The organism is Streptomyces sp. MAI_2237 (genome assembly GCF_054189285.1).
Map to the genome: position 1 here is coordinate 594126 of NZ_JAJPGQ010000001.1, position 26720 is coordinate 620845.

Annotated in this window: 19 protein-coding genes and 2 rRNA genes; 4 read left to right on the top strand and 17 right to left on the bottom strand. The window is 70.4% G+C overall.

Annotated elements, in window-relative coordinates:
• Positions 1–35: 35 nt before the first annotated feature.
• The 4 genes from ald to LN251_RS02800 all read right to left on the bottom strand — a co-directional run bounded on the left by ald (position 36) and on the right by LN251_RS02800 (position 5913).
• A complete protein-coding gene (gene ald / locus LN251_RS02785; RefSeq protein WP_058928494.1) occupies positions 36–1151 on the bottom strand; it encodes an alanine dehydrogenase in 1116 nt (371 codons plus the stop codon).
• A 144-nt stretch (positions 1152–1295) separates the two neighbouring features.
• Positions 1296–3359: a tetratricopeptide repeat protein gene (locus LN251_RS02790; RefSeq protein WP_458242928.1), complete on the bottom strand. Its 2064-nt coding sequence runs from the start codon at positions 3357–3359 to the stop codon at positions 1296–1298.
• A 169-nt stretch (positions 3360–3528) separates the two neighbouring features.
• The gene (locus tag LN251_RS02795; protein ID WP_458242929.1) at positions 3529–4155 is read right to left on the bottom strand and encodes an NUDIX domain-containing protein; all 627 of its coding nucleotides are present in this window, start codon (positions 4153–4155) and stop codon (positions 3529–3531) included.
• A gap of 87 nt (positions 4156–4242) precedes the next feature.
• On the bottom strand, positions 4243–5913 hold the full coding sequence (locus LN251_RS02800) for a CTP synthase (protein WP_362994197.1): 1671 nt from the start codon (positions 5911–5913) through the stop codon (positions 4243–4245).
• Between the two features lie 463 nt (positions 5914–6376).
• On the opposite strand from LN251_RS02800, the gene LN251_RS02805 reads away from it, so the two are divergent.
• Together LN251_RS02805 and LN251_RS02810 are read left to right on the top strand one after the other, a co-directional pair.
• Positions 6377–8179 (top strand): glycoside hydrolase family 15 protein, encoded by a 1803-nt coding sequence (locus LN251_RS02805; RefSeq protein WP_458243250.1) that lies wholly within the window; start codon positions 6377–6379, stop codon positions 8177–8179.
• Between the two features lie 98 nt (positions 8180–8277).
• Complete coding sequence (locus LN251_RS02810) at positions 8278–9945, top strand: PucR family transcriptional regulator (protein WP_458242930.1); 1668 nt, start codon at positions 8278–8280, stop codon at positions 9943–9945.
• Here LN251_RS02810 and LN251_RS02815 read toward each other — a convergent pair.
• The 5 genes from LN251_RS02815 to LN251_RS02835 all read right to left on the bottom strand — a co-directional run bounded on the left by LN251_RS02815 (position 9942) and on the right by LN251_RS02835 (position 15313).
• Positions 9942–11078 carry a glycosyltransferase family 4 protein gene (locus LN251_RS02815; RefSeq protein WP_458242931.1) on the bottom strand — a complete coding sequence of 379 codons (1137 nt, stop codon included), beginning with the start codon at positions 11076–11078 and terminating at the stop codon, positions 9942–9944. The genes LN251_RS02810 and LN251_RS02815 overlap by 4 nt on opposite strands.
• A gap of 299 nt (positions 11079–11377) precedes the next feature.
• Positions 11378–13096: a DNA repair protein RecN gene (gene recN, locus LN251_RS02820; RefSeq protein WP_458243251.1), complete on the bottom strand. Its 1719-nt coding sequence runs from the start codon at positions 13094–13096 to the stop codon at positions 11378–11380.
• A gap of 180 nt (positions 13097–13276) precedes the next feature.
• Positions 13277–14182 carry an NAD kinase gene (locus LN251_RS02825; RefSeq protein WP_058926191.1) on the bottom strand — a complete coding sequence of 302 codons (906 nt, stop codon included), beginning with the start codon at positions 14180–14182 and terminating at the stop codon, positions 13277–13279.
• Positions 14179–14994 (bottom strand): TlyA family RNA methyltransferase, encoded by an 816-nt coding sequence (locus tag LN251_RS02830; RefSeq protein ID WP_458242932.1) that lies wholly within the window; start codon positions 14992–14994, stop codon positions 14179–14181. Before LN251_RS02830 ends, LN251_RS02825 begins: the two co-directional genes overlap by 4 nt.
• A gap of 7 nt (positions 14995–15001) precedes the next feature.
• A complete protein-coding gene (locus LN251_RS02835; protein WP_458242933.1) occupies positions 15002–15313 on the bottom strand; it encodes a hypothetical protein in 312 nt (103 codons plus the stop codon).
• Between the two features lie 42 nt (positions 15314–15355).
• Here LN251_RS02835 and LN251_RS02840 point away from each other — a divergent pair, with 42 nt between their 5' ends.
• Positions 15356–15703 carry an SCP2 sterol-binding domain-containing protein gene (locus LN251_RS02840; RefSeq protein ID WP_458242934.1) on the top strand — a complete coding sequence of 116 codons (348 nt, stop codon included), beginning with the start codon at positions 15356–15358 and terminating at the stop codon, positions 15701–15703.
• Here the strand turns inward: LN251_RS02840 and LN251_RS02845 are convergent.
• Genes LN251_RS02845 through LN251_RS02860 form a run of 4 tightly spaced genes read right to left on the bottom strand, consistent with a single transcriptional unit; the run spans position 15687 to position 19687 of the window.
• Entirely contained in the window at positions 15687–16538 is an 852-nt protein-coding gene (locus tag LN251_RS02845) for an ABC transporter ATP-binding protein (RefSeq protein WP_458242935.1), read from the bottom strand. The genes LN251_RS02840 and LN251_RS02845 overlap by 17 nt on opposite strands.
• On the bottom strand, positions 16535–17557 hold the full coding sequence (locus LN251_RS02850) for a FecCD family ABC transporter permease (RefSeq protein WP_458242936.1): 1023 nt from the start codon (positions 17555–17557) through the stop codon (positions 16535–16537). Before LN251_RS02850 ends, LN251_RS02845 begins: the two co-directional genes overlap by 4 nt.
• A gap of 11 nt (positions 17558–17568) precedes the next feature.
• The gene (locus tag LN251_RS02855) at positions 17569–18612 is read right to left on the bottom strand and encodes a FecCD family ABC transporter permease (protein ID WP_458242937.1); all 1044 of its coding nucleotides are present in this window, start codon (positions 18610–18612) and stop codon (positions 17569–17571) included.
• A gap of 46 nt (positions 18613–18658) precedes the next feature.
• A complete protein-coding gene (locus LN251_RS02860) occupies positions 18659–19687 on the bottom strand; it encodes an HAD hydrolase-like protein (RefSeq protein WP_458242938.1) in 1029 nt (342 codons plus the stop codon).
• Between the two features lie 72 nt (positions 19688–19759).
• Between LN251_RS02860 and LN251_RS02865 the strand changes: the two genes are divergently transcribed.
• On the top strand, positions 19760–21052 hold the full coding sequence (locus LN251_RS02865; RefSeq protein ID WP_458242939.1) for a DUF1015 domain-containing protein: 1293 nt from the start codon (positions 19760–19762) through the stop codon (positions 21050–21052).
• 45 nt (positions 21053–21097) lie between these two features.
• Here the strand turns inward: LN251_RS02865 and LN251_RS02870 are convergent, their stop codons facing one another.
• From LN251_RS02870 to LN251_RS02885, 4 genes are all read right to left on the bottom strand, one after another.
• A complete protein-coding gene (locus LN251_RS02870) occupies positions 21098–21907 on the bottom strand; it encodes a hypothetical protein (RefSeq protein WP_458243252.1) in 810 nt (269 codons plus the stop codon).
• Positions 21799–22905 carry a hypothetical protein gene (locus LN251_RS02875; RefSeq protein WP_458243253.1) on the bottom strand — a complete coding sequence of 369 codons (1107 nt, stop codon included), beginning with the start codon at positions 22903–22905 and terminating at the stop codon, positions 21799–21801. The genes LN251_RS02870 and LN251_RS02875 overlap by 109 nt, the downstream gene beginning before the upstream one ends.
• A gap of 205 nt (positions 22906–23110) precedes the next feature.
• Positions 23111–23227: ribosomal RNA gene (gene rrf, locus LN251_RS02880) — 5S ribosomal RNA — on the bottom strand.
• 104 nt (positions 23228–23331) lie between these two features.
• Positions 23332–26454: ribosomal RNA gene (locus tag LN251_RS02885) — 23S ribosomal RNA — on the bottom strand.
• Positions 26455–26720: the final 266 nt, after the last annotated feature.

A 26720-nucleotide genomic window follows, 5' to 3' on the forward strand; every position in this document is an offset into this window, starting at 1 on the left:
TAGTTCTCCGGTGACCCGACGACCCTCGGGGGGACTCAGCCGAGGAGCGTCTCGAGCTCCACGTGCTCCAGGCCGTGCGCCTCCGCGACCTCGCGGTAAACGACCTTGCCGTCATGGGTGTTGAGGCCCTTGGCGAGCGCGGGGTCGCGGCGCAGCGCCTCCACCCAGCCGCGGTTCGCCAGCTCGACGATGTACGGCAGCGTGGCGTTGGTCAGCGCGTACGTGGAGGTGTTGGGCACCGCGCCGGGCATGTTGGCGACGCAGTAGAAGACCGAGTCGTGCACCTGGAAGGTCGGCTCGGCGTGCGTGGTCGGGTGGGAGTCCTCGAAGCAGCCGCCCTGGTCGATCGCGATGTCGACAAGGACACTTCCCGGCTTCATCCGCGCCACGAGCTCGTTGGTGACGAGCTTCGGTGCCTTGGCGCCCGGGATGAGGACGGCGCCGATGACGAGGTCGGCGTCGAGGACGGCCTTCTCCAGCTCGAGGGAGTTGGACATGATCGCGCGCACCTTGGTGCCGAAGATCTTGTCGGCCTCGCGGAGCTTGTTGATGTCGCGGTCGAGCAGGGTGACGTGGAAGCCCATGCCGACGGCGATCTGCGTGGCGTTCCAGCCGGAGACGCCGCCGCCGATGACGACGGCCCGCGCGGGCTGGGTGCCGGGGACGCCGCCGGGCAGCACACCGCGGCCGCCGACCGAGCGCATCAGGTGGTAGGCGCCGACCTGCGGGGCGAGCCGGCCCGCGACCTCGGACATCGGGGCGAGCAGCGGCAGCGCGCGGGAGGGCAGCTCGACGGTCTCGTAGGCGATCGCGGTGGTGCCGGACTCGATGAGCGCGTCGGTGCACTCCTTGGAGGCGGCCAGGTGCAGGTAGGTGAAGAGCGTCTGGTCCTTGCGGAGGCGGTGGTACTCCTCCGCGATGGGCTCCTTGACCTTGAGCAGCAGGTCCGCGGTGGCCCACACCTCGTCGGCGGTGCCGAGGATCTGGGCGCCCGCGGCGACGTACTCCTCGTCCGGGATCGACGAGCCGGCACCGGCGCCCTGCTCGATGACGACCTGGTGGCCGTGGCGCACCAGCTCGTGCACGCCGGACGGGGTGATGGCCACCCGGAACTCGTTGTTCTTGACCTCGCGGGGGATGCCGACCTTCACGTCGATCACGGTCCTTGGCTCAGTGGATGTGGGGCAATACAACACATACCCAGGCATGCATGAGCACACCGGGAGACACCGCAGGAGAAGGTGCGGCAGAGCCAGTCTAATGAAGGTGTTCCCGCTGTCTAGCCTTTCATTGCATCAATCTTCAGCGGGTGTACTGCGGATTTCGCAGGTGTCAGCGGCTTGTTTCGTTTCATCGATCTCTTCCGGGAGGCCGGGCTCCTCCCTGAGCAGCCGCTCGGCGGCGCCCCGGTGCAGCCGGGCGGCCGCCGGATCGCCGAGGTGTTCCATCGTGTCGGCGAGCCTCAGCTGGAGCGCCGCCTGCAGCCGTACGTCGTCGGCGCGGCGCGCGAGATCCAGCGCCTCGTGGCAGGTGCGCAGCGACTCCTCCGGGCGTCCGGCGTACTCCTGCACCCGGGCGATCTCGCTCAACGCCCGTGCGTGGGCGGCCACGTCGCCGTTCTTGCGGTGTCCGGCGGCCGCCGACCGCCAGTTGCGCAGAGCCTCGCCGTAGCGGCCCGCGTAGGTGTGCGCGGCGGCGATACGGCCGTACAGCCGGGCGGCCTCGGCGCGCTCGTCCCGGGCGAGGCGCTGGGCGAGGGCGCGGCCGAACCAGTCGGCGGCCCGGTCGTAGTCCCCGAGCTCCAGGTGCGCGCCTCCTACGGATTCCATCGCGCGACCGGTCGCGTACGGGTCGTTCGCCTCGCGTCCGGCGTCCAGTGCGGCCCGATAGCGCACCAGGGCGTCCGCCGTGCGCCCCGTCTGCGCGTCCAGGTCTCCCAGGTTCAGCAGGGCCGCCGCAGCCTCGCGGGGCAGCTTGCGGCGCTCGGCGACGTCCAGGACCAGCCCGTGGACGCCGTACAGGTCCGGCGCGGCGGCCTGCATGCCGAAGTGCGCGACCATCGTCCTGACCAGCTGGGACATCAGGCGGCGGGCCAGCGTGTCCAGCTCTCCGTCGGCCACCGCGGCCCGGGCGGCGGCCAGCAGGGCCGGGCGGCGCAGGCTCAGCCACTCCTCGGCGGCGCGCGGGTGAGGGAAGCGCAGGGAGCGGGGCATGCCCTGGAGCTTCTCGCGGGCCTCGGCGTTGTCGGTCTCGGTGATCGCCCGGCACGACTGCAGCAGCCGCACCGTCCGCTCCAGCATCCGGGCGCGCGCGAGCTGGAGCTCGGCGGGGCGTTCCTGGGTCTCGGCGAGGGTCTTGAGCAGGGGGTGCAGACAGCCCGGGAGCTCGTACTGCGGCAGCGGCGACTCCAGGGAGCGCAGCAGGCCGAGGGCGACGAAGTCGTCCAGCGTGGTGCGGGCGCCGCCCACCGAGCAGCCGGCCAGCGCGGACGCCGTGTGCGGGTCGATCAGGCCGCCCGGGGCGAGGGAGAGCAGTCGCAGTATCCGGGCGGCGGCGGGGGGCAGCGAGGCGTAGGTGAGCCGGAAGACGCGGCCGAGCGGGGTGCCCTCCTGGCCGTCGGCCCGCAGCTGCTTGGCGAGGTCGGAGACGGCGGCCTTGGGGCGTGCGGCGAGCCAGCCGCCCGCCAGCTCCAGCGCGGCGGGCTGACCCTGGCACTCCTCGACCAGGCCCTCCGCGGCCCGCGGGTCGACGGTGATGCGCACGGAGCCGGTGTACGCGCTCAGCAGCTCGACGGCGGACTTGGTGTCGAGGCCGCCGAGGGTGCAGGGGCGGACGTCGGAGATGCCGGTGAGGGGGCCGTCGGAGACGGCGACGACCAGGCTGTCCGGGCTGTCCGGGAGCAGGGCGTCGACCTGTTCGGCGTCGGCCGCGTCGTCGAGCAGGATCAGTGTGCGGCGGTCGGCGAGGGCCGTGCGCAGCGCCTCGGACAGCTCGTCCGCGCTCGCTCCGGCCGGGGTCGGCCGGTCCAGCGCGGCCAGCAGCTCGCGTGCGGTGCGTTCGGTGGGGACGGGGGTGCCGTCGGGCTCGCTGAGCCGCGCCCGCAGCACCCCGTCGTCGTAACGGTCCGCGACCTGCCGTACGAGTTCCTCGGCGAGGGCCGTGCGTCCGGAGCCGGGGCGGCCCGCGATGAGCAGCACGCGCGCGCGAGGAGGTTTCTTGCCGGACAGGGTGTCCAGGCCAGCGCGCTCGATGTCGGCGCGCAGTTCCTTCAACTCCCTTGTACGGCCGAGGAACTGACGCTCCGCAGCACCCCGCTCCGACAGCCGTACGCCGCCTGGGTCCACCGCCTGATCCGTCACGGGCACACTCCCGTCCCACCACACGCAAGAGCCCGCCGGGACTCCGGTCCGGGCGGTAACAGAGCCTAGTTCACGCTCTGCAACGGTCCAGGTGGAGCGCGGCGGGCAGGTCCCCCGATCGGATCAGCAGATGGTCACACCGGCGGCGATCCCGAAGGCCTCGACGGCTTCAGGCCTCGAACGGACGCGCGGGCCACGGCGCCTCCGCCGGGCGTAGCGCGTCCAGGCCCTGCCCGTTCTGCGCGGCGACCAGCGACAGGACCCCCACGACGAGGCAGTTGTTGTGCAGTTCGCCCGCGAGGACACCCCGCACCAACTCCTCGACCGGCACCCGCTCGTACTCCAGGTCGATCTCCTCGTGCTCGACCTCGAAGCGCTCGCCGTCCGCCTCGGACAGATCCCGGGCCAGGAAGATGCGCACGGCCTCGTCGCACCCGCCGGGCGTGGTGTAGACGTCGGTCAGCACCCGCCAGTCCTCGGCCTTGACATGGGCCTCCTCGTACAGCTCGCGCTGGGCGGCGTGCAGCGGGTTCTCGCCGGGCACGTCGAGCAGACCGGCCGGGATCTCCCACAGCTTCTGCCGCACGGGGTGGCGGTACTGGCGGATGACCAGGACGCGCTGCTCGTCGTCGAGGGCGAGCACGGCCACCGAACCGGGGTGGACCTGGTAGTCGCGGCGGACGACCGTGCCGTCGGGCATGACCACCTCGTCCGTGCGGACGGAGGTCTTGTTGCCCGTGAACGGGGTCTCCGTCGCCCGGATCTCCCACTCCTCGGCGGTGTCCTTGATGGTCATGCCCTGTCCTTCCCCATGTGCAAAAAGAAGCGGCCGGGACGCGCACCTTTTGAATGGGCGCGCCCCGGCCACCGTACAACTCTTGTGTCAGTCGGAAATCTCCTGAGCGGCCCCGGCCCGCTGACGCTCGACGGCCGCCTTGACCAGCCCCGCGAACAGCGGGTGCGGCCGGGTGGGGCGGGAGCGGAGCTCGGGGTGCGCCTGGGTGGCGACCAGGTAGGGGTGCACGTCGCGGGGGTACTCCACGTACTCCACGAGCTTGCCGTCCGGCGAGGTGCCGGAGAACAGGATGCCCGCCTTCTTCTCCAGCTCCGCGCGGTAGGCGTTGTTGACCTCGTAGCGGTGGCGGTGCCGCTCCTCGACGTACTCCTTGCCGTCGTACACCTCGCGCACGATGGAGCCCTCGGCCAGCTTGGCCGGGTACATGCCCAGGCGCATCGTTCCGCCCATGTCGCCCTCGCCGGCGACGATGTCCAGCTGCTCGGCCATGGTGGAGATGACCGGGTGGCCGGTGGCCGGGTCGAACTCGGTGGAGTTGGCGTCCGGGATGTCGGCCAGGTGGCGCGCGGCCTCGATCACGATGCACTGCAGGCCCAGGCAGAGGCCGAGCAGCGGGATCCGGTTCTCGCGGGCGTACTTGATCGCACCGACCTTGCCGAGCACGCCGCGGTCGCCGAAGCCTCCGGGGATGCAGATGCCGTCGACGTCCTCCAGCTGCGCCTTGGCGCCGGCCGGGGTCTTGCAGTCGTCGGAGGTGACCCACTTGATCTTGACGCGGGCCCGGTTGGCGAAGCCGCCGGCGCGCAGCGCCTCGGTGACCGACAGGTAGGCGTCGGGCAGATCGATGTACTTGCCGACCAGGGCCAGGGTGATCTCGTGATCGGGGTTGTGGACGCGGTCGAGCAGGTCGTCCCAGGTCGTCCAGTCCACGTCGCGGAACGGCAGGTCCAGCTTGCGGACGACATAGGCGTCCAGGCCCTCGCCGTGCACGGTCTTCGGGATGTCGTAGATGGAGCGCGCGTCGGGGCAGGCGACCACCGCTGCCTCGTCGACGTCGCACATCAACGAGATCTTGCGCTTGATCGCGGTGGGCACCTCGCGGTCGCAGCGCAGCACGATCGCGTCCGGCTGGATACCAATGTTGCGCAGGGCCGCAACCGAGTGCTGGGTCGGCTTCGTCTTCAGCTCTCCCGACGGGCCGATGTAGGGCAGGAGGGAGATGTGGACGACGAAGACGTTGTCACGGCCGACCTCGTGCCGCACCTGGCGGACGGTCTCCAGGAACGGCAGCGACTCGATGTCGCCGACCGTGCCGCCGACCTCGGTGATCACGACGTCGACCTCGTCCGTCGCCATACGGCGGATGCGGTGCTTGATCTCGTTGGTGATGTGCGGGATGACCTGCACGGTGTCGCCGAGGTACTCGCCGCGCCGCTCCTTGGCGATCACCGTCGAGTACACCTGGCCGGTGGTGACGTTGGCCGAGCCGTCCAGGTCGCGGTCGAGGAAACGCTCGTAGTGGCCGATGTCCAGGTCGGTCTCGGCGCCGTCGTTGGTGACGAACACCTCACCGTGCTGGAAGGGATTCATCGTGCCGGGGTCCACGTTCAGGTACGGGTCGAGCTTCTGCATGACCACGCGCAGGCCCCGGGCCTTGAGCAGCATGCCCAGGCTGGAGGCGGTGAGGCCCTTGCCGAGAGAGGAGGCGACACCCCCGGTGACGAAGATGTGCTTGGTCGTCGAAGATTTGGGCGGCATGGCCAAGAGGGGGCTCCCGTGGTCGCGGTTTGGGGTGCGGTTCCGGGGTTCTGTCGCCCACCGGTCCACGGGCTACCAGGGTATCAGCGAAGGCAGCCGATGGCTTCCGGCCACGCTCCGCGCACGGGTCGCCACGGACGTACACGCTTCCGACTGTTTCCCCCTCGTTGCTCACCCGTTCGGCCGACGTGGGTTGCCCGGAGCGGCACACAGATCATCTACGTGCGTCGTATCCTGCTCGGACACTCGCTGCCGAGCCCGGCCGGGTACACGGCACCACCCCCGCCTGTAATCACCGGAACAACGAGAGCTCGTCAGATCGTTGAGCATCGATCGTCGTTTTGCCACACGGCAGGCACGACTGCTTTGCTTCACCGCTCAACGACGCATTACAACGACCCCTTGACCGCAATAGCGACAGCCCCCTGCTGGGGGTGACGTGGCCGTTCGACTGGAGTTGCACGTGGCCGGGCGCATCGAAGACTACGCACTCATCGGAGACATGCAGACCGCCGCCTTGGTCTGCCGGGACGGCACGGTGGACTGGCTGTGCCTGCCCCGCTTCGACTCGCATGCCATCTTCGCCGGCCTGCTGGGCACCGAGGAACACGGTTTCTGGCGCCTGGGCCCCGCCCACGCCTCCGACGCCGAGCCCCCCACCGCGGCCCGGCGGAGCTACCGCGGCGACTCGCTGATCCTGGAATCCGAGTGGGACACCCCGCGCGGCACGGTCCGCGTGACGGATTTCATGCCCCCGCGCGACGGCGCCCCCCAGCTGATCCGCATCGTCGAGGGCGTCTCGGGCCGCGTGCCCATGCGCTCGGCCCTGCGCATGCGCTTCTCCTACGGCCGGGTCGTGCCGTGGGTGCACAAGCACGACGGCCGCACGGTCGCCGTGGCCGGCCCGGACTCCGTCTGGTACGACACCGAGTGCGAGACCTACGGCAAGTCGCTGACCACGTACTCCGACTTCACCGTCGCTCCCGGCGACCGCATCGCCTTCACCATCTCCTGGCAGCCCTCGCACAAGGAGCCCCCGCCGCTGCCGGAGCCGGAGACCTCGCTGGAGGCGACCGAGGACTTCTGGCGGGAGTGGGTCGAGCACTGCACGTACCACGGCCCGTACCGCGAGGCGGTGGTCCGCTCCCTCATCACGCTGAAGGCTCTTACGTACGCGCCGACGGGCGGCATCGTCGCGGCGCCCACGACCTCCCTCCCGGAGGACATCGGCGGCGTCCGCAACTGGGACTACCGCTACACCTGGCTGCGCGACGCGGCCATCACCCTGTCCTCGCTGCTGCGCACCGGCTACCGCGAGGAGGCCCGCGCCTGGCGCGAGTGGCTGCTGCGCGCGGTCGCCGGCGATCCCGAGAACCTGCAGATCATGTACGGCATCGCGGGCGAGCGCGAGCTCGGCGAGGCGGAGCTGGACTGGCTGCCCGGCTACGAGAACTCCGCGCCGGTGCGCGTCGGCAACGGCGCCGCCCACCAGCTCCAGCTCGACGTGTACGGCGAGGTCACCGAGGCCCTGCACCTGGGCCACATGACGGGCCTGGCCCGCAGCGACTACGCCTCCCTGCTGCAGCTGAAGCTGATCCGCTACCTGGAGCAGCACTGGGACGAGCCCGACGAGGGCATCTGGGAGGTGCGCGGCCCGCGCCGCCACTTCGTGCACTCCAAGGTCATGGCCTGGGTCGCCGTCGACCGCACCATCAAGCTCATCGAGTCCGGCGACGCCGACGGCCCGCTGGAGCGGTGGAAGGAGCTGCGCGACGAGATCCACCGGGACGTGTGCGAGAAGGGCTACGACAAGGAGCGCAACACCTTCACGCAGTCGTACGGCTCGAAGGAACTGGACGCGTCGCTGCTGCTCATCCCGCAGATGGGCTTCCTGCCACCGGACGACAAGCGCGTCATCGGCACGATCGAGGCGATCCAGCGCGAGCTGTCCACCTCGGACGGGTTCATCCTGCGCTACCCCACCGAGGGCGACAGCGAGGGCGTCGACGGCCTGCCCGGCGACGAGGGCGCCTTCCTGGCCTGCTCGTTCTGGATGGCGGACGACCTGGCGATGATCGGCCGGGTGGACGAGGCGCGCAAGCTCTTCGAGAAGCTGCTCTCCCTGCGCAACGACCTCGGCCTGCTCGCCGAGGAGTGGGACCCGCGCCTCAAGCGCCAGGTCGGCAACTTCCCGCAGGCCTTCAGCCACGTCCCGCTCATCGACACGGCCCTGCGCCTGACGGCGTCGGGGGCCTACGGCGGCTGACCCCGCGCGGGGGTACGGCGGCGGGCTCGTCCAGGGCCGCGCCGCCGCCCACCGACCGGAAGTGTCCCCGGGGCGTCCGCGCAGGTAGCGTCCGCTCCATGGACAGCGGCATGGACAGCGGATTCGACACCCAGGGCGGCGGCATCACCGTGCAGCGGGCGCTGGAGCTGCCCGGACTGCGCAGCGGTCTGCCCGAGGTGGTGGCGGGCGCCGACCGGCTGCGGCGGACCGTGCGCTGGGTGCACGCCGGCGAGGTGCCCAACATCGCCTCGCTGCTCAAGGGCGGCGAGCTGCTGCTGACCACGGGCTACGGGCTCGGCACCCGCCCCGCCGACCAGCGGGCGTTCGTGCGCACCCTGGCCGAGCGGGGCATCGCGGCCCTCGTGGTGGAACTGGGCCCCCGGTTCACCCGGCTGCCCGCCACGCTCGTCGACACCGCCCGCACGATGGGCCTGCCGCTGGTGCAGCTGCACCGCGAGGTGCCGTTCGTCGCGGTGACGGAGGAGATCCACACCGAGATCGTCAACGGCCACTACGCGCTGCTGCAGCGGGCCGAGGAGGTGCACCGGCGCTGCACCGAGGCCCTGCTGGGCGGCGGCGGGGTGCCCCAGGTACTGGGCATCCTGGCGGACTTCGGCAGCAACCCGGTCTTCCTGGAGACGCCGGACGGCCAGCTGCTGTACGCCGCCGGGGAGGGCCCCGAGGGCGCGGACCCGCTGCAGGTCTGGGAGGGGCTGCGCGGCCAGCGCAAGGACGCCCCGCCGCCGTCGGGGTCGGTGCTCGTGGACGTGCCCGGGGGCGGGCCGGGGACGGGTGCGGTACGGGCCCGGCTGGTGCTGCTTCCGGTACGGGCGCCGCTGGCGACGGTGCACCGGATGGCGGCCGAACGGGCGGCGGGCATCCTCGCGGTCGTGCTGATGCAGGCCCGGCAGGAGGAGGAACTCGCGGCGCGCGGCCGCGGCGACTTCCTCACCGACCTGGCCGAGGGCCGTATCACCGCCGAGGACGCGCCCGCCCAGGCGCGCGTGCTGGGCTTCAAGCCCGGCGGCAGTCCGCTGCTGCCGGTCGTGATGCGGCTGGGCGACGCGCTGTCCCCGGGCGGCGGGTGGGCGGTGCTGGCGCGCGCGGTGTCCGAGGAGCTGGCCGCGGTCGGGGTGCCGGTGCTGCTGGGCGTACGGCCCGTGGAGGGCCGTGTCCTGGTGCTGCTGGGCCTGCGGTCGGAGTCGGAGCGGTCGGCGGTGGCGGACCGGGTGGCGGCGGCGCTGCGGGCGGGCGTGGAGCGGGCGGGCATGCGGCGGCCGGGGGCACAGCCGCCGGTGGTGGTGGTCGGCGTCGCGGGCGGCTGGGCGGCGGCCTCGGCGGGGCTGCGGCACGCGGCGGAGACGGCCACGGCCGCCCAGGGGCTGACGGACCGCCCCTGGTACGACGCCCGCCGCCTCGACATCGACCTGCTGCTGTGGCGGCTGCGCGACCATCCCGACCTGGCCGCGTTCGTGGACCGTGCCATCGGCCCCCTGCGGGACCACGACGACCGTTCGAAGCCGCCCCTGCTGCCCACGCTGCAGACGTACCTGGCGCACGCCGGCCGCAAGGCGGAGACGGCCCGGGAGCTGCACCTCAACCGCCAGACCCTCTACAACCGCCTCGCCCGGATCGGCGAGTTGCTCGGCACCGACCTCGACGACCCGCAAACGGTACTGGCCTTGAGCCTGGCCCTGCGGGCCCGTCGGCACGTGCCCCAGGACGGCCGCCGCACCGGCGGCTAGACGAGCGGCCGGGGCTGGGTCAACTCGTCGTAGACGCTGAGCACTTGGGCGACCGTCTCGTCCTCGGTCGGCCAGGTGGCCGCCTGCCGGGTGCCGTTGTCCTTGAGCCGCTCGCACCGCTCTGGGTCGGCGAGGAGCGCGGTCACGGCGTCGGCCAGGGCCTTGGCGTCGCCGTACGGGACCAGGTCTGCCGCGTCGCCGACGAGTTCGGGGATACCGCCCACGCGGGTCGCGACGAGCGGCACGCGCGCGTGCAGGGCGGCCTGGGCGAACACGGACCGCGACTCCCAGCCGCTGGGCAGCAGCGCGAGGTCGGCGGCGGCGAGGAGGTCGCCCACGTCGTCGCGGCGCCCGATGAGCCGGACGGGCAGCTCCTCGTCCTCGATACGGCGTTGCAGCACCCCGCGCAGCGGGCCCTCTCCGGCGATCACGACGAGCGGCACGGGATCGAGGCGCCGCCAGCCGTGCACGGCGTCCAGGAGGGTGCGGTAACCGCGGTGCCGGTCCAGCGAGCCGACGGCCAGCAGCAACGGGCTTCCGGTCGTGCCGAGTTCGGCCCGGAGCTTGGAGCCGGCCCGCTCCGGGTCGTCGTGGTCCGCCGGCCGGGACGGCACGGGCAGGGCGACGGCGGCCAGCCGCGCGTCCCGGGCGCCGGAGCCGCGGGCCCGGTCGACGAGGTCGGAGGTGGTCCCCAGGACCACCGTGGCGGCCTTGACGACCCGCCGCTCCAGCAGGCGCAGCAGATGGGCCCGGGCGCCTTCGGCGTGCGCCCGGTTGTGCCAGGTGACGACGAGCGGGGTGCGCCGGCCGCCGAGCGCGAGCACGGCGCGGAAGGAGGCGTGCAGCCCGTGCGCGTGCACCAGGTCGGCGTTCCTGCACGCTTCCCGCAGCCCGGCCACGGACGCCGGGTCGCTGCTGCGGGGCACGTGGACGTGTTCGGCGCCGGCGCCGGTGAAGTCGTAGAGGCGGTCGGCCTCGGCGGGGGCGCACACCGTGACCCGTACGCCCCTCGCGACGAGGCCGGAGGCCAGCGAACGCACATGCGCGCTGCTGTCGGCGTTGCCGCCGCCCAGCACCTGCACGGTGCGCAGCGACGACTGGCCGTGCGGCGGATGGCTGCTGACGGGGCTCACGCGGCCGGGGCTCCTGATTCGGCGTCGGGCGGTCACGAAGAAGGTACAGAAGGACCGGGCGGAGGGGGTGTACCGCGCGGTTTCCTCCACGCTCTACGCCAAGGATGCCAGCACGTACGGGTGTTCCGGCAACGCGAACGTGCCGGGGAACGGGGTGGGGTCACTCACACGGGTGAGACGGGGTGATTCCGGGTGGGGAGGTGAAGGCTCCGTGTCGGTGCCCGGGTCCGACGGAAGCGCGTCGGCCCGTACCGGCGTACGGAGGCGACGGACCGCTCCGTCACCCCCCGCTTCGGCCGTCAGACGTCGGCGCGGGCCGTGGCCAGCAGTTCCTCGGCGTGGGCCCGAGCCGTCTCGGAGTCCTCCTGGCCGGCCAGCATCCGGGACAACTCCCGTACGCGGTCCTCCCCTTCGAGGACCTTCACGCCGGAGCGCGTCACGGAACCGTCGTTCGTCTTCTCCACCAGCAACTGCCGGTCGGCGAAGGCGGCCACCTGCGGAAGGTGGGTGACGACCACGACCTGCGCGCTCTTCGCCAGCCGGGCGAGGCGCCGCCCGATCTCGACGGCCGCCTTGCCGCCGACACCGGCGTCGACCTCGTCGAAGAGGTACGTCGGCACGGGGTCGGTCCCCGCGAACACGACCTCGACGGCGAGCATCACACGCGAAAGTTCACCGCCGGAGGCGCCCTTGGCGATGGGCCGCGGCGGCGCCCCCGGGTGCGGGGCGAGCAGCAGCTCGACCTCGTCGACGCCGGACGGCCCGTAGGCGACGGTGCGTCCGCCGACCTCCACGCCCTCCGGGTCCTCGCTCTGCCGCAGTTCGAAGGACACGCGCGCGTGCGGCATCGCGAGGGAGGCCAGTTCGGCCGTCACGGCGGCCGCGAACCGTTCGGCGGCCTCCGCCCGCGCGTCGGTCAACGCCTGGGCGAGCCCGCCCAGTTCGGCCCGCAGCGCGTCCCGCTCGGCGGTCAGTTCGCCGATCCGCTCGTCGTCGCCGTCGAGTTCGGTCAGTCGCGCGGCACTGCGCTCGGCCCACGCCAGGACGGAGTTGACGTCCTCGCCGTACTTGCGGGTCAGTCCGGTGAGCGCGGCCCGCCGTTCCTCGACGGCCGCCAGCCGCAGCGGATCGGCGTCCAGGTCGTCGGCGTAGCCCGCCAGTTCACCGGCCACATCGCCCAGCAGGATGCCGATCTCCCCGATCCGATCGGCGAGCGCGGACAGCGCCGGGTCGTGCGACCGCACGGCGTCCAGCGCCCGCTGGGCGCCCGCGACGAGGGTCGCGGCGTCGATGCCCTCGGGGTCCTCGGGGTTCCCGGCCAGGGCGGCGTGCGCGGCCGTGGCGGCCGACGACAGCGCCTCGGCGTGTCCGAGCCGCTCCGCCTCCTCGGCCAGTTCGACGTCCTCCCCCGCCCGCGGCTCGACCCCGGCGATCTCGTCGAGCCCGTAGCGCAGCATGTCGGCCTCCTGGGCCCGCTCACGCGCGCGGGTGACGATCTCCTCCAGCTCGACCGACACGGCCCGCAGCCGCCGGTAGGCCTCGCCGTACTTGGCGAGCGGCCCGGCGACCGCGTCGCCCGCGTACCGGTCCAGTGCCTGCCGCTGCCGGGACAGCTTCAGCAGCCCCTGCTGATCGGTCTGCCCGTGCACGGCCACGAGGTCGTCGGCGAGGTCGGCGAGCAGTCCGACCGGCACGCTCCGCCCGCCCACGTGGGCCCGCGACCGCCCCTCGGCGGAGACGGTGCGGCTGATCAGCAGCGCCCCGTCGTCCAGCTCGGCCCCGGCCTCCTCGGCGCGCACGACGGCCGCGGCGCCCGCGGCCACCGAGATCCGCCCCTCGACCACGGCCCTGTCGGCCCCGATCCGCACGAGCGCCGCGTCGGCACGCCCGCCCAGGAGCAGCCCCAGGCTGGTGACCACCATGGTCTTGCCCGCACCCGTCTCACCGGTGACAGCGGTGAACCCGGGTGACAGCTCGACGACCGCGTCATCAATGACGCCGAGCGACCGTATCCGCATCTCTTCCAGCACGATGAAGACCTTACGAGGTAAGGGCCGGGATGTGCGAGGCACCCTGTCACCCGGGCGAGTGCAACGCCCTGAAGGGGCGCGGGGCTGTTTCGACATGTGCGGCTCCGCCGCGCGGGCGCGACAAGCCACAGCCGGCCCGCACCCGCCGACGGTCCCCGCCCCCAGCCCCTAGTGCGGAGCCCCCCGCCAGCCCGACACCGGCAGCGCGAACTTCGCCACCAGCCGATCCGTGAACGACGCGTGGTGCAGCCGGGCCAGCCGCACCGGCACGGCCCCCCGCCGCACCTCGACCCTGGCCCCGGGCGGCAGCTCCACCGTCCGGCGCCCGTCGCACCACAGCACCCCCGGCGGGATGTGCGGCAGCACCTCCACCGCCAGCACCGAGTCCGGCGAGGTCACCAGGGGCTTGGCGAACAGGGCGTGCGCGCTGATCGGCACCATGAGCAGCGCCTCGACCTCGGGCCACACCACGGGACCGCCCGCGGAGAACGCGTAGGCGGTCGACCCGGTCGGGGTGGACAGCACGATCCCGTCGCAGCCGAACCCGGTCACGGGCCGCCCGTCGATCTCCAGGACGACTTCCAGGAGCTTCTCGGCGCCGGCCTTCTGCACGGCCGCCTCGTTCAGCGCCCAGTCGGTGTGCACGATGTCGCCGTTCTGGTGAACGACGACGTCGACGGTCATCCGCTCCTCGACCTCGTAGGCCTTGGTCACGACCCGGTCGACGACCTTGTCGAGGTCGTCCCGCTCGGCCTCGGCGAGGAAGCCGACGCGCCCGAGGTTGACGCCGAGCATCGGCACGCCGGACGCGCGGGCGAACTCGGCGCCGCGCAGCAGCGTCCCGTCACCGCCGAGCACGATCAGCAGCTCGCACCCGTCGAGGCACTGCGGAGTGGCCTCCTTGACCAGCTGCACCTCGTCCGGCAGCGGCAGGTCGGCGGCCTCGTACTCCAGCACGCGCACGCCGATGCCCTCGCGCAGCAGGCCCTTGACCACCAGCTCGGCACTGCGGATGGCCGCCGGCCGACCCGTGTGGGCGAGGAGGAAAACAGTACGAGCTCGGTTCTGACTCAACGCGGCCCCTCCGCCACTGCTCGGTCGACATCGGCCGGGTCCAGTTCGGCTGCTCCGGCCCGCAGCCACAGAAAGTACTCGACGTTCCCGGACGGTCCGGGCAGCGGACTGGCGGTGACACCCCGCACCCCGAGCCCCAGTTCCCACGCCTTCTGGGCCACGCCGCGCACGGCTTCCGCCCGCAGTTGCGGACTCCGCACGACTCCCCCGCTGCCCAGCCGTTCCTTCCCCACCTCGAACTGCGGCTTGACCATCATCACCAGGTCGGCGTCCGGCTTCACACACCGCACGAGGGCCGGCAGCACCAGCCCCAGCGGGATGAAGGACAGATCGCCCACGACAAGATCCACAGGTTCCCCATCGATCGCTTCAAGCGTCAACTCGCGTACGTTCGTACGGTCCTTGACGGTGACGCGTTCATCGCTCTGCAGAGTCCAGGCGAGTTGGCCGTAACCGACGTCCACGGCGACGACGTGCGCGGCACCCGAGCGCAGCAGCACGTCCGTGAACCCGCCGGTGGAGGCGCCGGCGTCCAGTGCCCGCCGCCCCTTCACCACGAGCCCCTGCGGCATGAACGCCTCCAGGGCGCCCGCGAGCTTGTGCCCGCCCCGGGAGACGTAGTCGGGATCGCCGTCGTCGTCGGAGACGACGATCGCCGCCGCGGTCTCCACCTGCGTGGCCGGTTTGGTCGCGACGGTCTTGCCGACGGTGACCCGCCCGGCCGCGATCAGCTGACTCGCGTGCTCACGCGAGCGCGCGAGCTTACGGCGGACCAGCTCCGCGTCCAGACGGCGGCGTGCGACTCCTGCCACGTTCGGTTCAGCTCCTGTTGCCATACGAGGGTGAAGGCGTCCTCGGGTCGTACGACGGCGAGGGCGCCGGGGGTCCCGGGCGCGCGTCGAGCGCGGTGAGCGCGTCGCGCAGCTCCCGGTGTACATCCTCGTACACCTCGACGTGTCCGTCGGTGGCGAGGTGGTCGGCGTCGCCGAGCCGCTCCAGGTGGGCGTCGACCTCGGCGTTGCCGGTGGGGGTGCGGGGCACGTCCAGCGGGGCGGGGGCGGCGGGGTCGTACTCCGGTTCGACCTCGGGCCGCTCCTGCTCCGGTGGGGCCTCGGGCACAGAGTCGCTCATGCCCAGACGCTACATCGAAGCCCTGGGGTACCGTCGATCGCGATGGCAACGATCGAGGAGTGCCGTACCGCACTCGAGAAGCTCTCGGACAGCATGCGGGGCGCCGACGGCGACGTCCGCGCGGCCGCCGCCCTGGACCGCTCGGTGAGCTGCCGGATCACCGACCTGGGCGTGACCTTCGTCGGCCGGATGACCGACGGCCGCATCGCCGTCGACGAGGTCGTCCAGGGGCCGCCGAAGGAGAAGGCCCAGATCAGGCTGGCGATGTCCGGCGACGATCTGGTGGCCCTGGTGGACGGCGAGCTGAACTTCGCCCGCGCCTGGGGTTCGGGCCGGGTGAAGCTGGAGGCGAGCCTGGTCGACCTGTTCCGCCTCAGGAAGCTTCTGTAGCCACCGCCGCGCGGGCCTTGCGCGCCGCGGGCACGACGAGCGGGGTCCCCGTCTCCGGGTCGTCGATGACCTGGCAGCGCAGCCCGAAGACCTCCTCGACCAGTTCCGCCGTGACGATGTCGTTCGGCGCGCCCTCGGCGACGACCCGGCCGCTCTTGAGCGCGATCAGATGGGTGGCGTACCGGGCGGCGTGGTTGAGGTCGTGCAGCACGGCGACGAGCGTCCGCCCCTGCTCCTCGTGCAGTTCGGCGCACAGGTCGAGGACGTCGATCTGGTGCTGGATGTCGAGGTAGGTGGTCGGCTCGTCGAGGAGCAGCAGCGGTGTCTGCTGGGCGAGCGCCATGGCGATCCACACGCGCTGGCGCTGACCGCCGGACAGCTCGTCCACGTACCGCTCGGCGAGCTCGGCGACCCCCGTGCGCGCCATGGACTCCCGCACGACCCGCTCGTCGTCGGCCGACCACTGGCGCAGCAGGCCCTGGTGCGGGTACCGGCCGCGGCCGACGAGGTCGCCGACGGTGATCCCGTCGGGCGCGATCGACGACTGCGGCAGCAGGCCGAGAGTCCGCGCGACCTTCTTCGCGGGCATCGACTGGATGACCTGCCCGTCGAGCAGCACCCGGCCGTGGCTCGGCCTCAGCATCCGCGACAGGGCGCGCAGCAGCGTGGACTTGCCGCACGCGTTCGGGCCGACGATCACGGTGAAGGAGCGGTCGGGGATCTCCACGGAGAGCTGCTCGGCGATGACCCGCTGGTCGTAGGCGAGGGTCAGGTTCTCGGCGGACAGGCGGTTCACTGCGCTCCTTGGGGTGTACGTAGTCTGCGGGCCGCTCATATCCGGCCCGCCCTGCGCTCCGCGACCAGCAGCCACAGCAGGTAGACGCCGCCGAGCACACCGGTGACCACGCCGACGGGCAGCTGGTCGGCACCGAACGCCCGCTGCGAGGCCCAGTCGGCGGTGACCAGCAGCGCGGCGCCCATGCACAGCGACGCCGGCAGGTTCGGGCCCGGCGATCGGGTGAGGCGCTGGGCAAGCTGCGGCGCGGTGAGCGAGACGAAGCCGACGGGCCCGGCCGCAGCCGTCGCCGTGGCGACGAGCAGCACGGCGGCCACCATCAGCAGCGCCCGCACACGCTCCACGCGCACCCCGAGGGCGTTCGCGACGTCGTCGCCCATCTCCATCATCCGCAGACCGCGCCCGCCGGCGAGGACGAGCGGCACGAGCACGGCGCACACCCCGAGCAGCGGCCAGACCTGGTCCCAGTCGCGGCCGTTGAGGGACCCGGTCATCCACACGAGCGCGCGGGCCGCGTCGACGATGTCCGAGACCGTGAGCAGATAGCCGTTGACCGCCGTGACGATCGCGGAGACGCCGATACCGACCAGGACCAGCCGGTAGCCGTGGACGCCCCGCTTCCAGGCCAGCAGGTAGATGGCGAGGCCGGTCGCCAGTCCGCCCACGAGCGCGCCGACGGTGACCTGGGCCGCGCTGCCGGAGAACAGCACGATCATCACCAGCGCCCCGGCGGTCGCGCCCTGTCCGAGGCCGAGCACGTCCGGACTGCCGAGCGGGTTGCGGGTGACGGCCTGGAAGAGGGCTCCGCCGAGCCCGAGCGAGGCGCCGACCAGCAGTCCGACCAGGACCCGTGGCAGCCGCAGCTCGTTGACGATGAACTCCTGGCCCGCGTCGCCGTCGCCGAGCAGCGTGCGCACCACGTCGCCGGCCGGGATCGGGAAGTCGCCGGTGCCGATGAGCACGACGCTCGCGGCGAGCGCGGCGAGCAGCAGCAGGACGACGACGGTGACGGCACGCACGTCCAGACGCAGGGAGAGCCCGCCCGGGGCCCTGAGCACACGGTGGTTCCTCACAGCTGGGCCGCCCTGCGCCGTCGTACCAGAAAGATGAAGACCGGCCCGCCGACGAGCGCGGTGATGATGCCGACCTGAAGCTCCGCGGGGCGGGCGACGACCCGGCCGACGACATCGGCGCCGAGCAGCAGCACGGGCGACAGGACCGTCGCGTACGGCAGGATCCAGCGCAGGTCGGGGCCGGTGAAGGACCGGACGGCGTGCGGGACCATCAGCCCGACGAACGCGATCGGCCCGCACGCGGCGGTCGCCGCCCCGCACAGCACGGTCGCCGCCAGCATGGACAGCGCCCGCGTGCGGTTGAGGTCGGCGCCCAGGGCCCTGGCGGTGTCGTCACCCATGGCCACGGCGTTCAGCGGCCGGGCGAGGCCGAGGGCGAGCAGCGTGCCGGCCACGAAGAACGGCAGCACCTGCGTGATCGTCGACTCGGTCGCCGAGGACAGCGAACCGACGGTCCAGAAGCGCATCTTGCCCAGCGCCGCTTGGTCCGTGATCATCACGGCCTGCAGGTAGCCGTAGAGCGCGGCGCTGATCGCGGTGCCGGCGAGCGCGAGCCGCACCGGTGTCGCGCCCCGGCTGCCGCCCAGGAACCAGACGAGCGCCCCGACCGCCGCGGCTCCGAGGAACGCGAACCAGACGTAGCCGCTCAGGCTGGTGACACCGAGGAAGGTGATCGCCGTGACGACCGCGGCCGACGCGCCGGCGTTGATGCCGAGCAGTCCGGGGTCGGCCAGCGGATTGCGGGTGAGTGCCTGAAGCACGGCCCCGGACAGGCCGAGCGCGGCACCGGCGAGCAGCCCGAGGACGGTGCGCGAGAGCCGCTCGTCGACGACCACGTCGCCGTACGTCCCCGTGTCCTGGAACAGGCCGTGCCACACCTGCCCCAGGGACAGCCCTTTCGCCCCGATCGCGATGCTCGCCAAAGCGACGAGCACCAGGACGAGGACGGCGATCAGGAGACCGAGGGCACGGACCGCCCGGCGGGTCGGGGGCGCGGGGGCGGTCTCCGCGCGCTGCTCTGGAGGACTGTCGACCAACACGAGGTTAGGTTAGCCTACCCTCGCATGGCCGATCGATTCCCGGTGCTCAGAGCCCCAGCCGCGCCAGCGCCTTCCCCGCGTCCAGCTCACACACACCGTCCCCGGCCGCCGTCCAGGCCGCCGCGCACAGCGCCCGCAGCCCGTCCAACGCCTCGCCGTCACCGTCGAGTTCGAGCCGCTCCCCACCGGCGACGGCCGTCCACCCGCCGCACCGGAAGCCGCCGTCCGCCGCCGCGACCTCCGGCTGGCCCGTCAGCAGGCCGCGCAGATCGGCGTCGACATACGTCGGCCGGTGCTGCGGCGGCGCGGCCAGCAGCTGGGCGCCGTCGGTGACACCGGTCAGCACCAGCAGCGAGTCGACCTCGCCGTTGAAGGCTCCCTCGATGTCCGTGTCCAGCCGGTCCCCGACCACCAGCGGCCGCTCGGCGCCGGTGCGCAGGATGGTCTCCCGGTGCATGGGCGGCAACGGCTTGCCCGCCACCTGCGGTTCGGCCCCGGTCGCGATGCGCACGACCTCCACCGCCGCGCCGTTGCCCGGCGCGATCCCGCGGCCGCTCGGAATCGTCAGGTCGGTGTTGGAGGCGTACCAGGGCAGCCCGCGCGCGACGGCGTACGACGCCTCCGCGAACCGCCCCCACGGCAACTCGGGGCCGCCGTATCCCTGCACGACCGCCACCGGATCGTCGTCCGCCGACTCCACGGGCTCCAGCCCGCGCTCCCGCAGCGCGACCTTAAGCCCCTCGCCGCCGATCACCAGCACCCGCGCGCCTTCCGGCACCTGCTCGCTGATCAGCCGGGCCACCGCCTGCGCCGAGGTGATGACGTCGTCGGCCCCCGTCGGTATCCCCAGCTCGGTCAGGTGGGCGGCCACCGAATCCGGCGTCCGCAGCGCGTTGTTGGTGACGTAGGCGAGGTGCATCCCGCCATCGCGCGCGGTCGCCAGCGACTCGACCGCGTACGCGATGGCGTTGCCCCCCGCGTACACCACACCGTCCAGGTCGAGCAGCGCCGTGTCGTACGCCTCGCTCAGGGCCCGCTCACTGCCCGCGGGACTCGTCCTGACGCTCTGGCTCATTCCGCATCGCTCCTCGTTCGACGGCTTTCCCCCGATCATCCCTCATGCCACCGACACACGTACGATGCCGGGATGAACACAGCAGGTCACTCGGAGGCAACGGCGCGCCGAGGCCTGGAACTCACCCCGTTCCGCGGCCTTCGCTACGACCCCGACCGGGTCGGCAGCCTCTCCGCGGTGACATCCCCGCCGTACGACGTCGTCGTGCGCCCCGACGGCCTGCACCACCTCCAGGACGCCGACCCGTACAACATCGTCCGGCTGATCCTCCCCCAGGCGCCCACCCCGACGGACCGCAACGAACAGGCCTCGGACACGCTGCGCCGCTGGCAGGCCGAGGGCGTCCTGACCACCGACCCCGAACCGGGCCTGTACGTCTACGAGCAGCGGCACGCCGACGGCATCCTCCAGCGCGGCATCATCGGCGCCCTGCGCGTCTCGGACCCGGCGGAGGGCGTCGTCCTGCCGCACGAGGACGTCATGCCGCACGTGGTCGCCGACCGCGCGGCCCTGATGCGCGCCACCTCCGCGAACCTGGAACCGCTGCTCCTGACCTACCGCGGCAACGGCTCGACGGCCACCACGGCCGACGTGGTGGAACGCCTCGCCGACAAGCCCCCCTTGCTGTCCACCACCACCGAGGACGGCTACAACCACCGCCTGTGGTCGGTCACCGACCCCTCCGACGTGACCGCCATCCAGTCCGAACTGGCCCGTCACCAGGCCCTGATCGCCGACGGCCACCACCGCTGGGCGACCTACCGCCGACTGCGCGCGGAGCACCCCTCCCCCAGCCCCTGGGACTACGGCCTGGTCCTCCTGGTCGACACAGCCCGCTACCCGCTGCGCGTCCGCGCCATCCACCGCCTCCTGCACGCCCTCCCGCTCACGGACGCGCTGGCCGCCGTGGAGGGCCTGTTCCGGGTACGACGGCTCGACGTGCCGCTGGCCGAGGCTCTGGAGGTCCTCGCCGACGCCGCCTGCGCCGGCAACGCCTTCCTCCTGGCCGGCGACGGGGCCTTCCACCTCCTGGACCGCCCGGATCCGGACCTGCTGGCCCGTACGATCCCCACCGACCGCCCCGCGGCCTGGCGCACGCTGGACGCCACGGTCCTGCACGCCACGCTCCTGGACCACGTGTGGCGCATCCCGGAGGACTCGCCGGCCCACATCGCCTACATCCACGACACGGCGGCGACGGTCGCCAAGGCGGAACACGACGGCGGTACGGCGGTCCTGATGCACCCCGTCCGCGAGGAGGTCGTCCGCGACCTGGCACGCCAGGGCGTGACGATGCCCCGCAAGTCGACGTCGTTCGGCCCGAAACCAGCCTCGGGGCTGGTGCTGCGCGCGCTGGAGCCCTGACATACGAAAGGGCGGGACCGCATCGGTCCCGCCCTTTCGCACAGGTCAGTCCTTGTCGTCCTCGACCTCGGCCTCAGCCTTGACCTCGCCCTCGACCTCGGCCTCGGCCTCGGCCTCAGCCTCAGCCTCAGCCTCAGTGTCGTCCTCGGCCTCAGCGTCGTCCGCGGTGTCACTGTCGTCGAAGGCGTCGACGAACTCGACGCCGTCCAGCTCGGCGAGCCGGTCCGAGGCGTCCGTGCTGCCGTCCCGGTCGGCCTCGACGGCCTTCGCGAACCACTCGCGCGCCTCGCCCTCACGACCGGCGGCGAGCAGCGCGTCGGCGTAGGCGTACCGGAGCCTCGCGGTCCACGGCTGGACGGAGTTGGAGGCAAGCTCGGGGCTCTGAAGCGTCACGATGGCAGCGTCGAGCTGACCCATGTCACGCCGGGCGCCGGCCGCGACGAGCCGCATCTCGACCTGCCCCGCCTTGTCGAGCTTGTTCACCTCGGGCGCCCCGGCCATGTCCAGCGCCTTCTCGGGCCGCCCGAGCCCACGCTCGCAGTCGGCCATGACCGGCCACAGCTCCGCACTGCCGGTCATCCGCCGAGCGGCCCGGAACTCGGCGAGCGCCTCGGAGTACTTCTGGTTCGCGTACGCCGCGAATCCGCCCGCTTCCCGTACGGCGGCCACGCGCGACGCCAACCGCAGGGCCACCTTGGAGTAGCCGTACGCGCCCTCGGGGTCCTCGTCGATGAGCCTGGCGACCATCACCAGGTTCTTGGCGACGTCCTCGGCGAGCGTCTTCGGCAGGCTCTGCAGCTCCTGCCGTACGTCCTTGTCGATCTCGTCGCCCGTGACATCCTCCGGGATCGGCAGCCGCTTGATGGGCTCCCTGTCCCGGTCCCGCTCGTCCCGGAAGCGCCCGCCACCACGGCGGTCGTCCCTACGGTCGTCACGTCGGTCGTCCCGGCCACGGAAGCCACCAGGGCGTCCGCCGCGGTCGTCCCGCCGGTCGTCCCGGCCACGGAACCCACCGGGCCGCCCACCGCGGTCGTCACGACCACGGAAGCCACCACGGTCACCCCGGTTGTCGTCGCGGCGGAAGCCGCCACGGTCACTGTCCCGACGCTCACCACGGTCGTCACGGCGGAAGTCGTCACGACGGTCGTCACGTCGGTCGTCGCGGCGGACCGGACGGTCGCCCCGGTCATCGCGACGGTCGTCACGGCGGAAGGGGGGACGGTCGCCCCGGTCGTCACGACGCGGCCCACGGTCACGGTCGTCACGCTGGAACGAGGGACGGGAGCCGGGGGCGCGGTCGTCCCGACGATCGTCGCGCCGGCCGTACCCACCACCGCGGTTGTCGTCACGACGGAAACCGCCACGGTCGTCGCGGCGGTCATCGCGACGGTCGTCACGGCGGAAGGGGGGACGGTCGCCCCGGTCGTCACGACGCGGCCCACGGTCACGGTCGTCACGCTGGAACGAGGGACGGGAGCCGGGGGCGCGGTCGTCCCGACGATCGTCGCGCCGGCCGTACCCACCACCGCGGTTGTCGTCACGACGGAAACCGCCACGGTCGTCGCGGCGGTCATCGCGACGGTCGTCACGGCGGAAGGGGGGACGGTCGCCCCGGTCGTCACGACGCGGCCCACGGTCACGGTCGTCACGCTGGAACGAGGGACGGGAACCGGGGGCGCGGTCGTCCCGACGATCGTCGCGCCGGCCGTACCCACCACCGCGGTTGTCGTCACGACGGAAACCACCACGGTCGCTGTCCCGACGCTCACCACGGTCATCGCCGCGTCGGTCGTCGCGACGGCCATAGCCACCACCACGGTTGGTGTCGTCGCGACGGAAGCCACCACGGTCACCGCGGTCACCGCGGTCGGAGCCGCCGCGGTAACCACCACGGTCGCCCCGGTCGCCACTGTCCCGTCGCCGCTGGTCGCGCTCCGGTCGGTCGTCGGGAGAGTTGGTGGACATGGGTGACTCCTGTCTTCGGTACCGCAAGCATTGTAAAAACAAAAGGACCCCTGGTCCCAGCTGAACGCTGGGACCAGGGGTCCTCCAAAGATTGTTCGGCGGCGTCCTACTCTCCCACAGGGTCCCCCCTGCAGTACCATCGGCGCTGTAAGGCTTAGCTTCCGGGTTCGAAATGTAACCGGGCGTTTCCCTCACGCTATAACCACCGAAACCCTAATGGTTTCGAGCGAACAAGCACACTTTTCTGTTATGCGTTCTGCTCTATACCGGCAACGGTCGTTGCCTCAGAACTAACACAGTGGACGCGAGCAACTGAGGACAAGCCCTCGGCCTATTAGTACCGGTCACCTCCACACGTTACCGTGCTTCCAGATCCGGCCTATCAACCCAGTCGTCTACTGGGAGCCTTACCCCATCAAGTGGGTGGGAATACTCATCTCGAAGCAGGCTTCCCGCTTAGATGCTTTCAGCGGTTATCCCTCCCGAACGTAGCCAACCAGCCATGCCCTTGGCAGAACAACTGGCACACCAGAGGTTCGTCCGTCCCGGTCCTCTCGTACTAGGGACAGCCCTTCTCAATATTCCTGCGCGCGCAGCGGATAGGGACCGAACTGTCTCACGACGTTCTAAACCCAGCTCGCGTACCGCTTTAATGGGCGAACAGCCCAACCCTTGGGACCGACTCCAGCCCCAGGATGCGACGAGCCGACATCGAGGTGCCAAACCATCCCGTCGATATGGACTCTTGGGGAAGATCAGCCTGTTATCCCCGGGGTACCTTTTATCCGTTGAGCGACGGCGCTTCCACAAGCCACCGCCGGATCACTAGTCCCGACTTTCGTCCCTGCTCGACCCGTCGGTCTCACAGTCAAGCTCCCTTGTGCACTTACACTCAACACCTGATTGCCAACCAGGCTGAGGGAACCTTTGGGCGCCTCCGTTACTCTTTAGGAGGCAACCGCCCCAGTTAAACTACCCATCAGACACTGTCCCTGATCCGGATCACGGACCCAGGTTAGACATCCAGCACGACCAGACTGGTATTTCAACGACGACTCCACCCATACTGGCGTATGGACTTCAAAGTCTCCCAGCTATCCTACACAAGCCGAACCGAACACCAATATCAAACTGTAGTAAAGGTCCCGGGGTCTTTCCGTCCTGCTGCGCGAAACGAGCATCTTTACTCGTAGTGCAATTTCACCGGGCCTATGGTTGAGACAGTCGAGAAGTCGTTACGCCATTCGTGCAGGTCGGAACTTACCCGACAAGGAATTTCGCTACCTTAGGATGGTTATAGTTACCACCGCCGTTTACTGGCGCTTAAGTTCTCAGCTTCGCCACACCGAAATGTGACTAACCGGTCCCCTTAACGTTCCAGCACCGGGCAGGCGTCAGTCCGTATACATCGCCTTACGGCTTCGCACGGACCTGTGTTTTTAGTAAACAGTCGCTTCTCGCTGGTCTCTGCGGCCACCCCCAGCTCACCGTGTAAAACGGATCACCGAGTGTGGCCCCCCTTCTCCCGAAGTTACGGGGGCATTTTGCCGAGTTCCTTAACCATAGTTCACCCGAACGCCTCGGTATTCTCTACCTGACCACCTGAGTCGGTTTAGGGTACGGGCCGCCATGAAACTCGCTAGAGGCTTTTCTCGACAGCATAGGATCATCCACTTCACCACAATCGGCTCGGCATCAGGTCTCAGCCTTAAGTGATCCGGATTTGCCTAGATCACGGCCTACACCCTTACCCCGGGACAACCACCGCCCGGGATGGACTACCTTCCTGCGTCACCCCATCACTCACCTACTACCAGCTCGGGTCACCGGCTCCACCACTCCGACCTCGTCCGAAGACTCAGCCGGCGGCTTCACGGGCTTAGCATCACTGGATTCAATGTTTGACGCTTCACAGCGGGTACCGGAATATCAACCGGTTATCCATCGACTACGCCTGTCGGCCTCGCCTTAGGTCCCGACTTACCCTGGGCAGATCAGCTTGACCCAGGAACCCTTAGTCAATCGGCGCACACGTTTCCCACGTGTGAATCGCTACTCATGCCTGCATTCTCACTCGTCAACCGTCCACAACTACCTTCCGGTGCTGCTTCACCCGGCAGACGACGCTCCCCTACCCATCACAGCCTCCGTTGGGAGTATTTGCTGCAATGACACGACTTCGGCGGTACGCTTGAGCCCCGCTACATTGTCGGCGCGGAATCACTAGACCAGTGAGCTATTACGCACTCTTTCAAGGGTGGCTGCTTCTAAGCCAACCTCCTGGTTGTCTGTGCGACTCCACATCCTTTCCCACTTAGCGTACGCTTAGGGGCCTTAGTCGATGCTCTGGGCTGTTTCCCTCTCGACCATGGAGCTTATCCCCCACAGTCTCACTGCCGCGCTCTCACTTACCGGCATTCGGAGTTTGGCTAAGGTCAGTAACCCGGTAGGGCCCATCGCCTATCCAGTGCTCTACCTCCGGCAAGAAACACACGACGCTGCACCTAAATGCATTTCGGGGAGAACCAGCTATCACGGAGTTTGATTGGCCTTTCACCCCTAACCACAGGTCATCCCCCAGGTTTTCAACCCTGGTGGGTTCGGTCCTCCACGAAGTCTTACCTCCGCTTCAACCTGCCCATGGCTAGATCACTCCGCTTCGGGTCTTGAGCGTGCTACTGAATCGCCCTATTCGGACTCGCTTTCGCTACGGCTTCCCCACCCGGGTTAACCTCGCAACACACCGCAAACTCGCAGGCTCATTCTTCAAAAGGCACGCAGTCACGAGACACCAGCAAGCTGATGTCCGACGCTCCCACGGCTTGTAGGCACACGGTTTCAGGTACTATTTCACTCCGCTCCCGCGGTACTTTTCACCATTCCCTCACGGTACTATCCGCTATCGGTCACCAGGGAATATTTAGGCTTAGCGGGTGGTCCCGCCAGATTCACACGGGATTTCTCGGGCCCCGTGCTACTTGGGTGTCTCTCAAACGAGCCGCTGACGTTTCGACTACGGGGGTCTTACCCTCTACGCCGGACCTTTCGCATGTCCTTCGCCTACATCAACGGTTTCTGACTCGTCCTGTCGCCGGCAGACGACAGAAGAGAGATCCCACAACCCCGCATGCGCAACCCCTGCCGGGTCTCACACGCATACGGTTTGGCCTCATCCGGTTTCGCTCGCCACTACTCCCGGAATCACGGTTGTTTTCTCTTCCTGCGGGTACTGAGATGTTTCACTTCCCCGCGTTCCCTCCACTTGCCCTATGTGTTCAGGCAAGGGTGACAGCCCATGACGACTGCCGGGTTTCCCCATTCGGACACCCCCGGATCAAAGCCTGGTTGACGACTCCCCGGGGCCTATCGTGGCCTCCCACGTCCTTCATCGGTTCCTGGTGCCAAGGCATCCACCGTGCGCCCTTAAAAACTTGGCCACAGATGCTCGCGTCCACTGTGCAGTTCTCAAACAACGACCAGCCACCCATCACCCCACCGACAAGCGGTGAGTTCACTGGGGCCGGCGACTGAGGAAAACCATTCCCTCAGACACCCAACAGCGTGCCCGGCCAGCTCCCGCCCGGAGATCATGCGTTCCACGCTCTTACGAGCAGTACTAGCAGCCTCCGACCCAGAACCCGGCCGAATAGTCAACGTTCCACCCATGAGCAACCAGCATCAGACATTCGCTGATGTTCTGGCC

What these genes read in the sequence shown, in the direction of transcription:
- LN251_RS02800 (WP_362994197.1), bottom strand. Translation starts at nt 5,913, where the DNA reads ATGCCGCCCAAATCTTCGACGACCAAGCACATCTTCGTCACCGGGGGT.
- LN251_RS02810 (WP_458242930.1), top strand. Translation starts at nt 8,278, where the DNA reads ATGGACAGCGGCATGGACAGCGGATTCGACACCCAGGGCGGCGGCATC.
- LN251_RS02860 (WP_458242938.1), bottom strand. Translation starts at nt 19,687, where the DNA reads ATGAGCCAGAGCGTCAGGACGAGTCCCGCGGGCAGTGAGCGGGCCCTG.
- LN251_RS02795 (WP_458242929.1), bottom strand. Translation starts at nt 4,155, where the DNA reads ATGACCATCAAGGACACCGCCGAGGAGTGGGAGATCCGGGCGACGGAG.
- LN251_RS02865 (WP_458242939.1), top strand. Translation starts at nt 19,760, where the DNA reads ATGAACACAGCAGGTCACTCGGAGGCAACGGCGCGCCGAGGCCTGGAA.
- LN251_RS02835 (WP_458242933.1), bottom strand. Translation starts at nt 15,313, where the DNA reads ATGAGCGACTCTGTGCCCGAGGCCCCACCGGAGCAGGAGCGGCCCGAG.
- recN (WP_458243251.1), bottom strand. Translation starts at nt 13,096, where the DNA reads ATGCGGATACGGTCGCTCGGCGTCATTGATGACGCGGTCGTCGAGCTG.
- LN251_RS02840 (WP_458242934.1), top strand. Translation starts at nt 15,356, where the DNA reads ATGGCAACGATCGAGGAGTGCCGTACCGCACTCGAGAAGCTCTCGGAC.
- LN251_RS02845 (WP_458242935.1), bottom strand. Translation starts at nt 16,538, where the DNA reads ATGAGCGGCCCGCAGACTACGTACACCCCAAGGAGCGCAGTGAACCGC.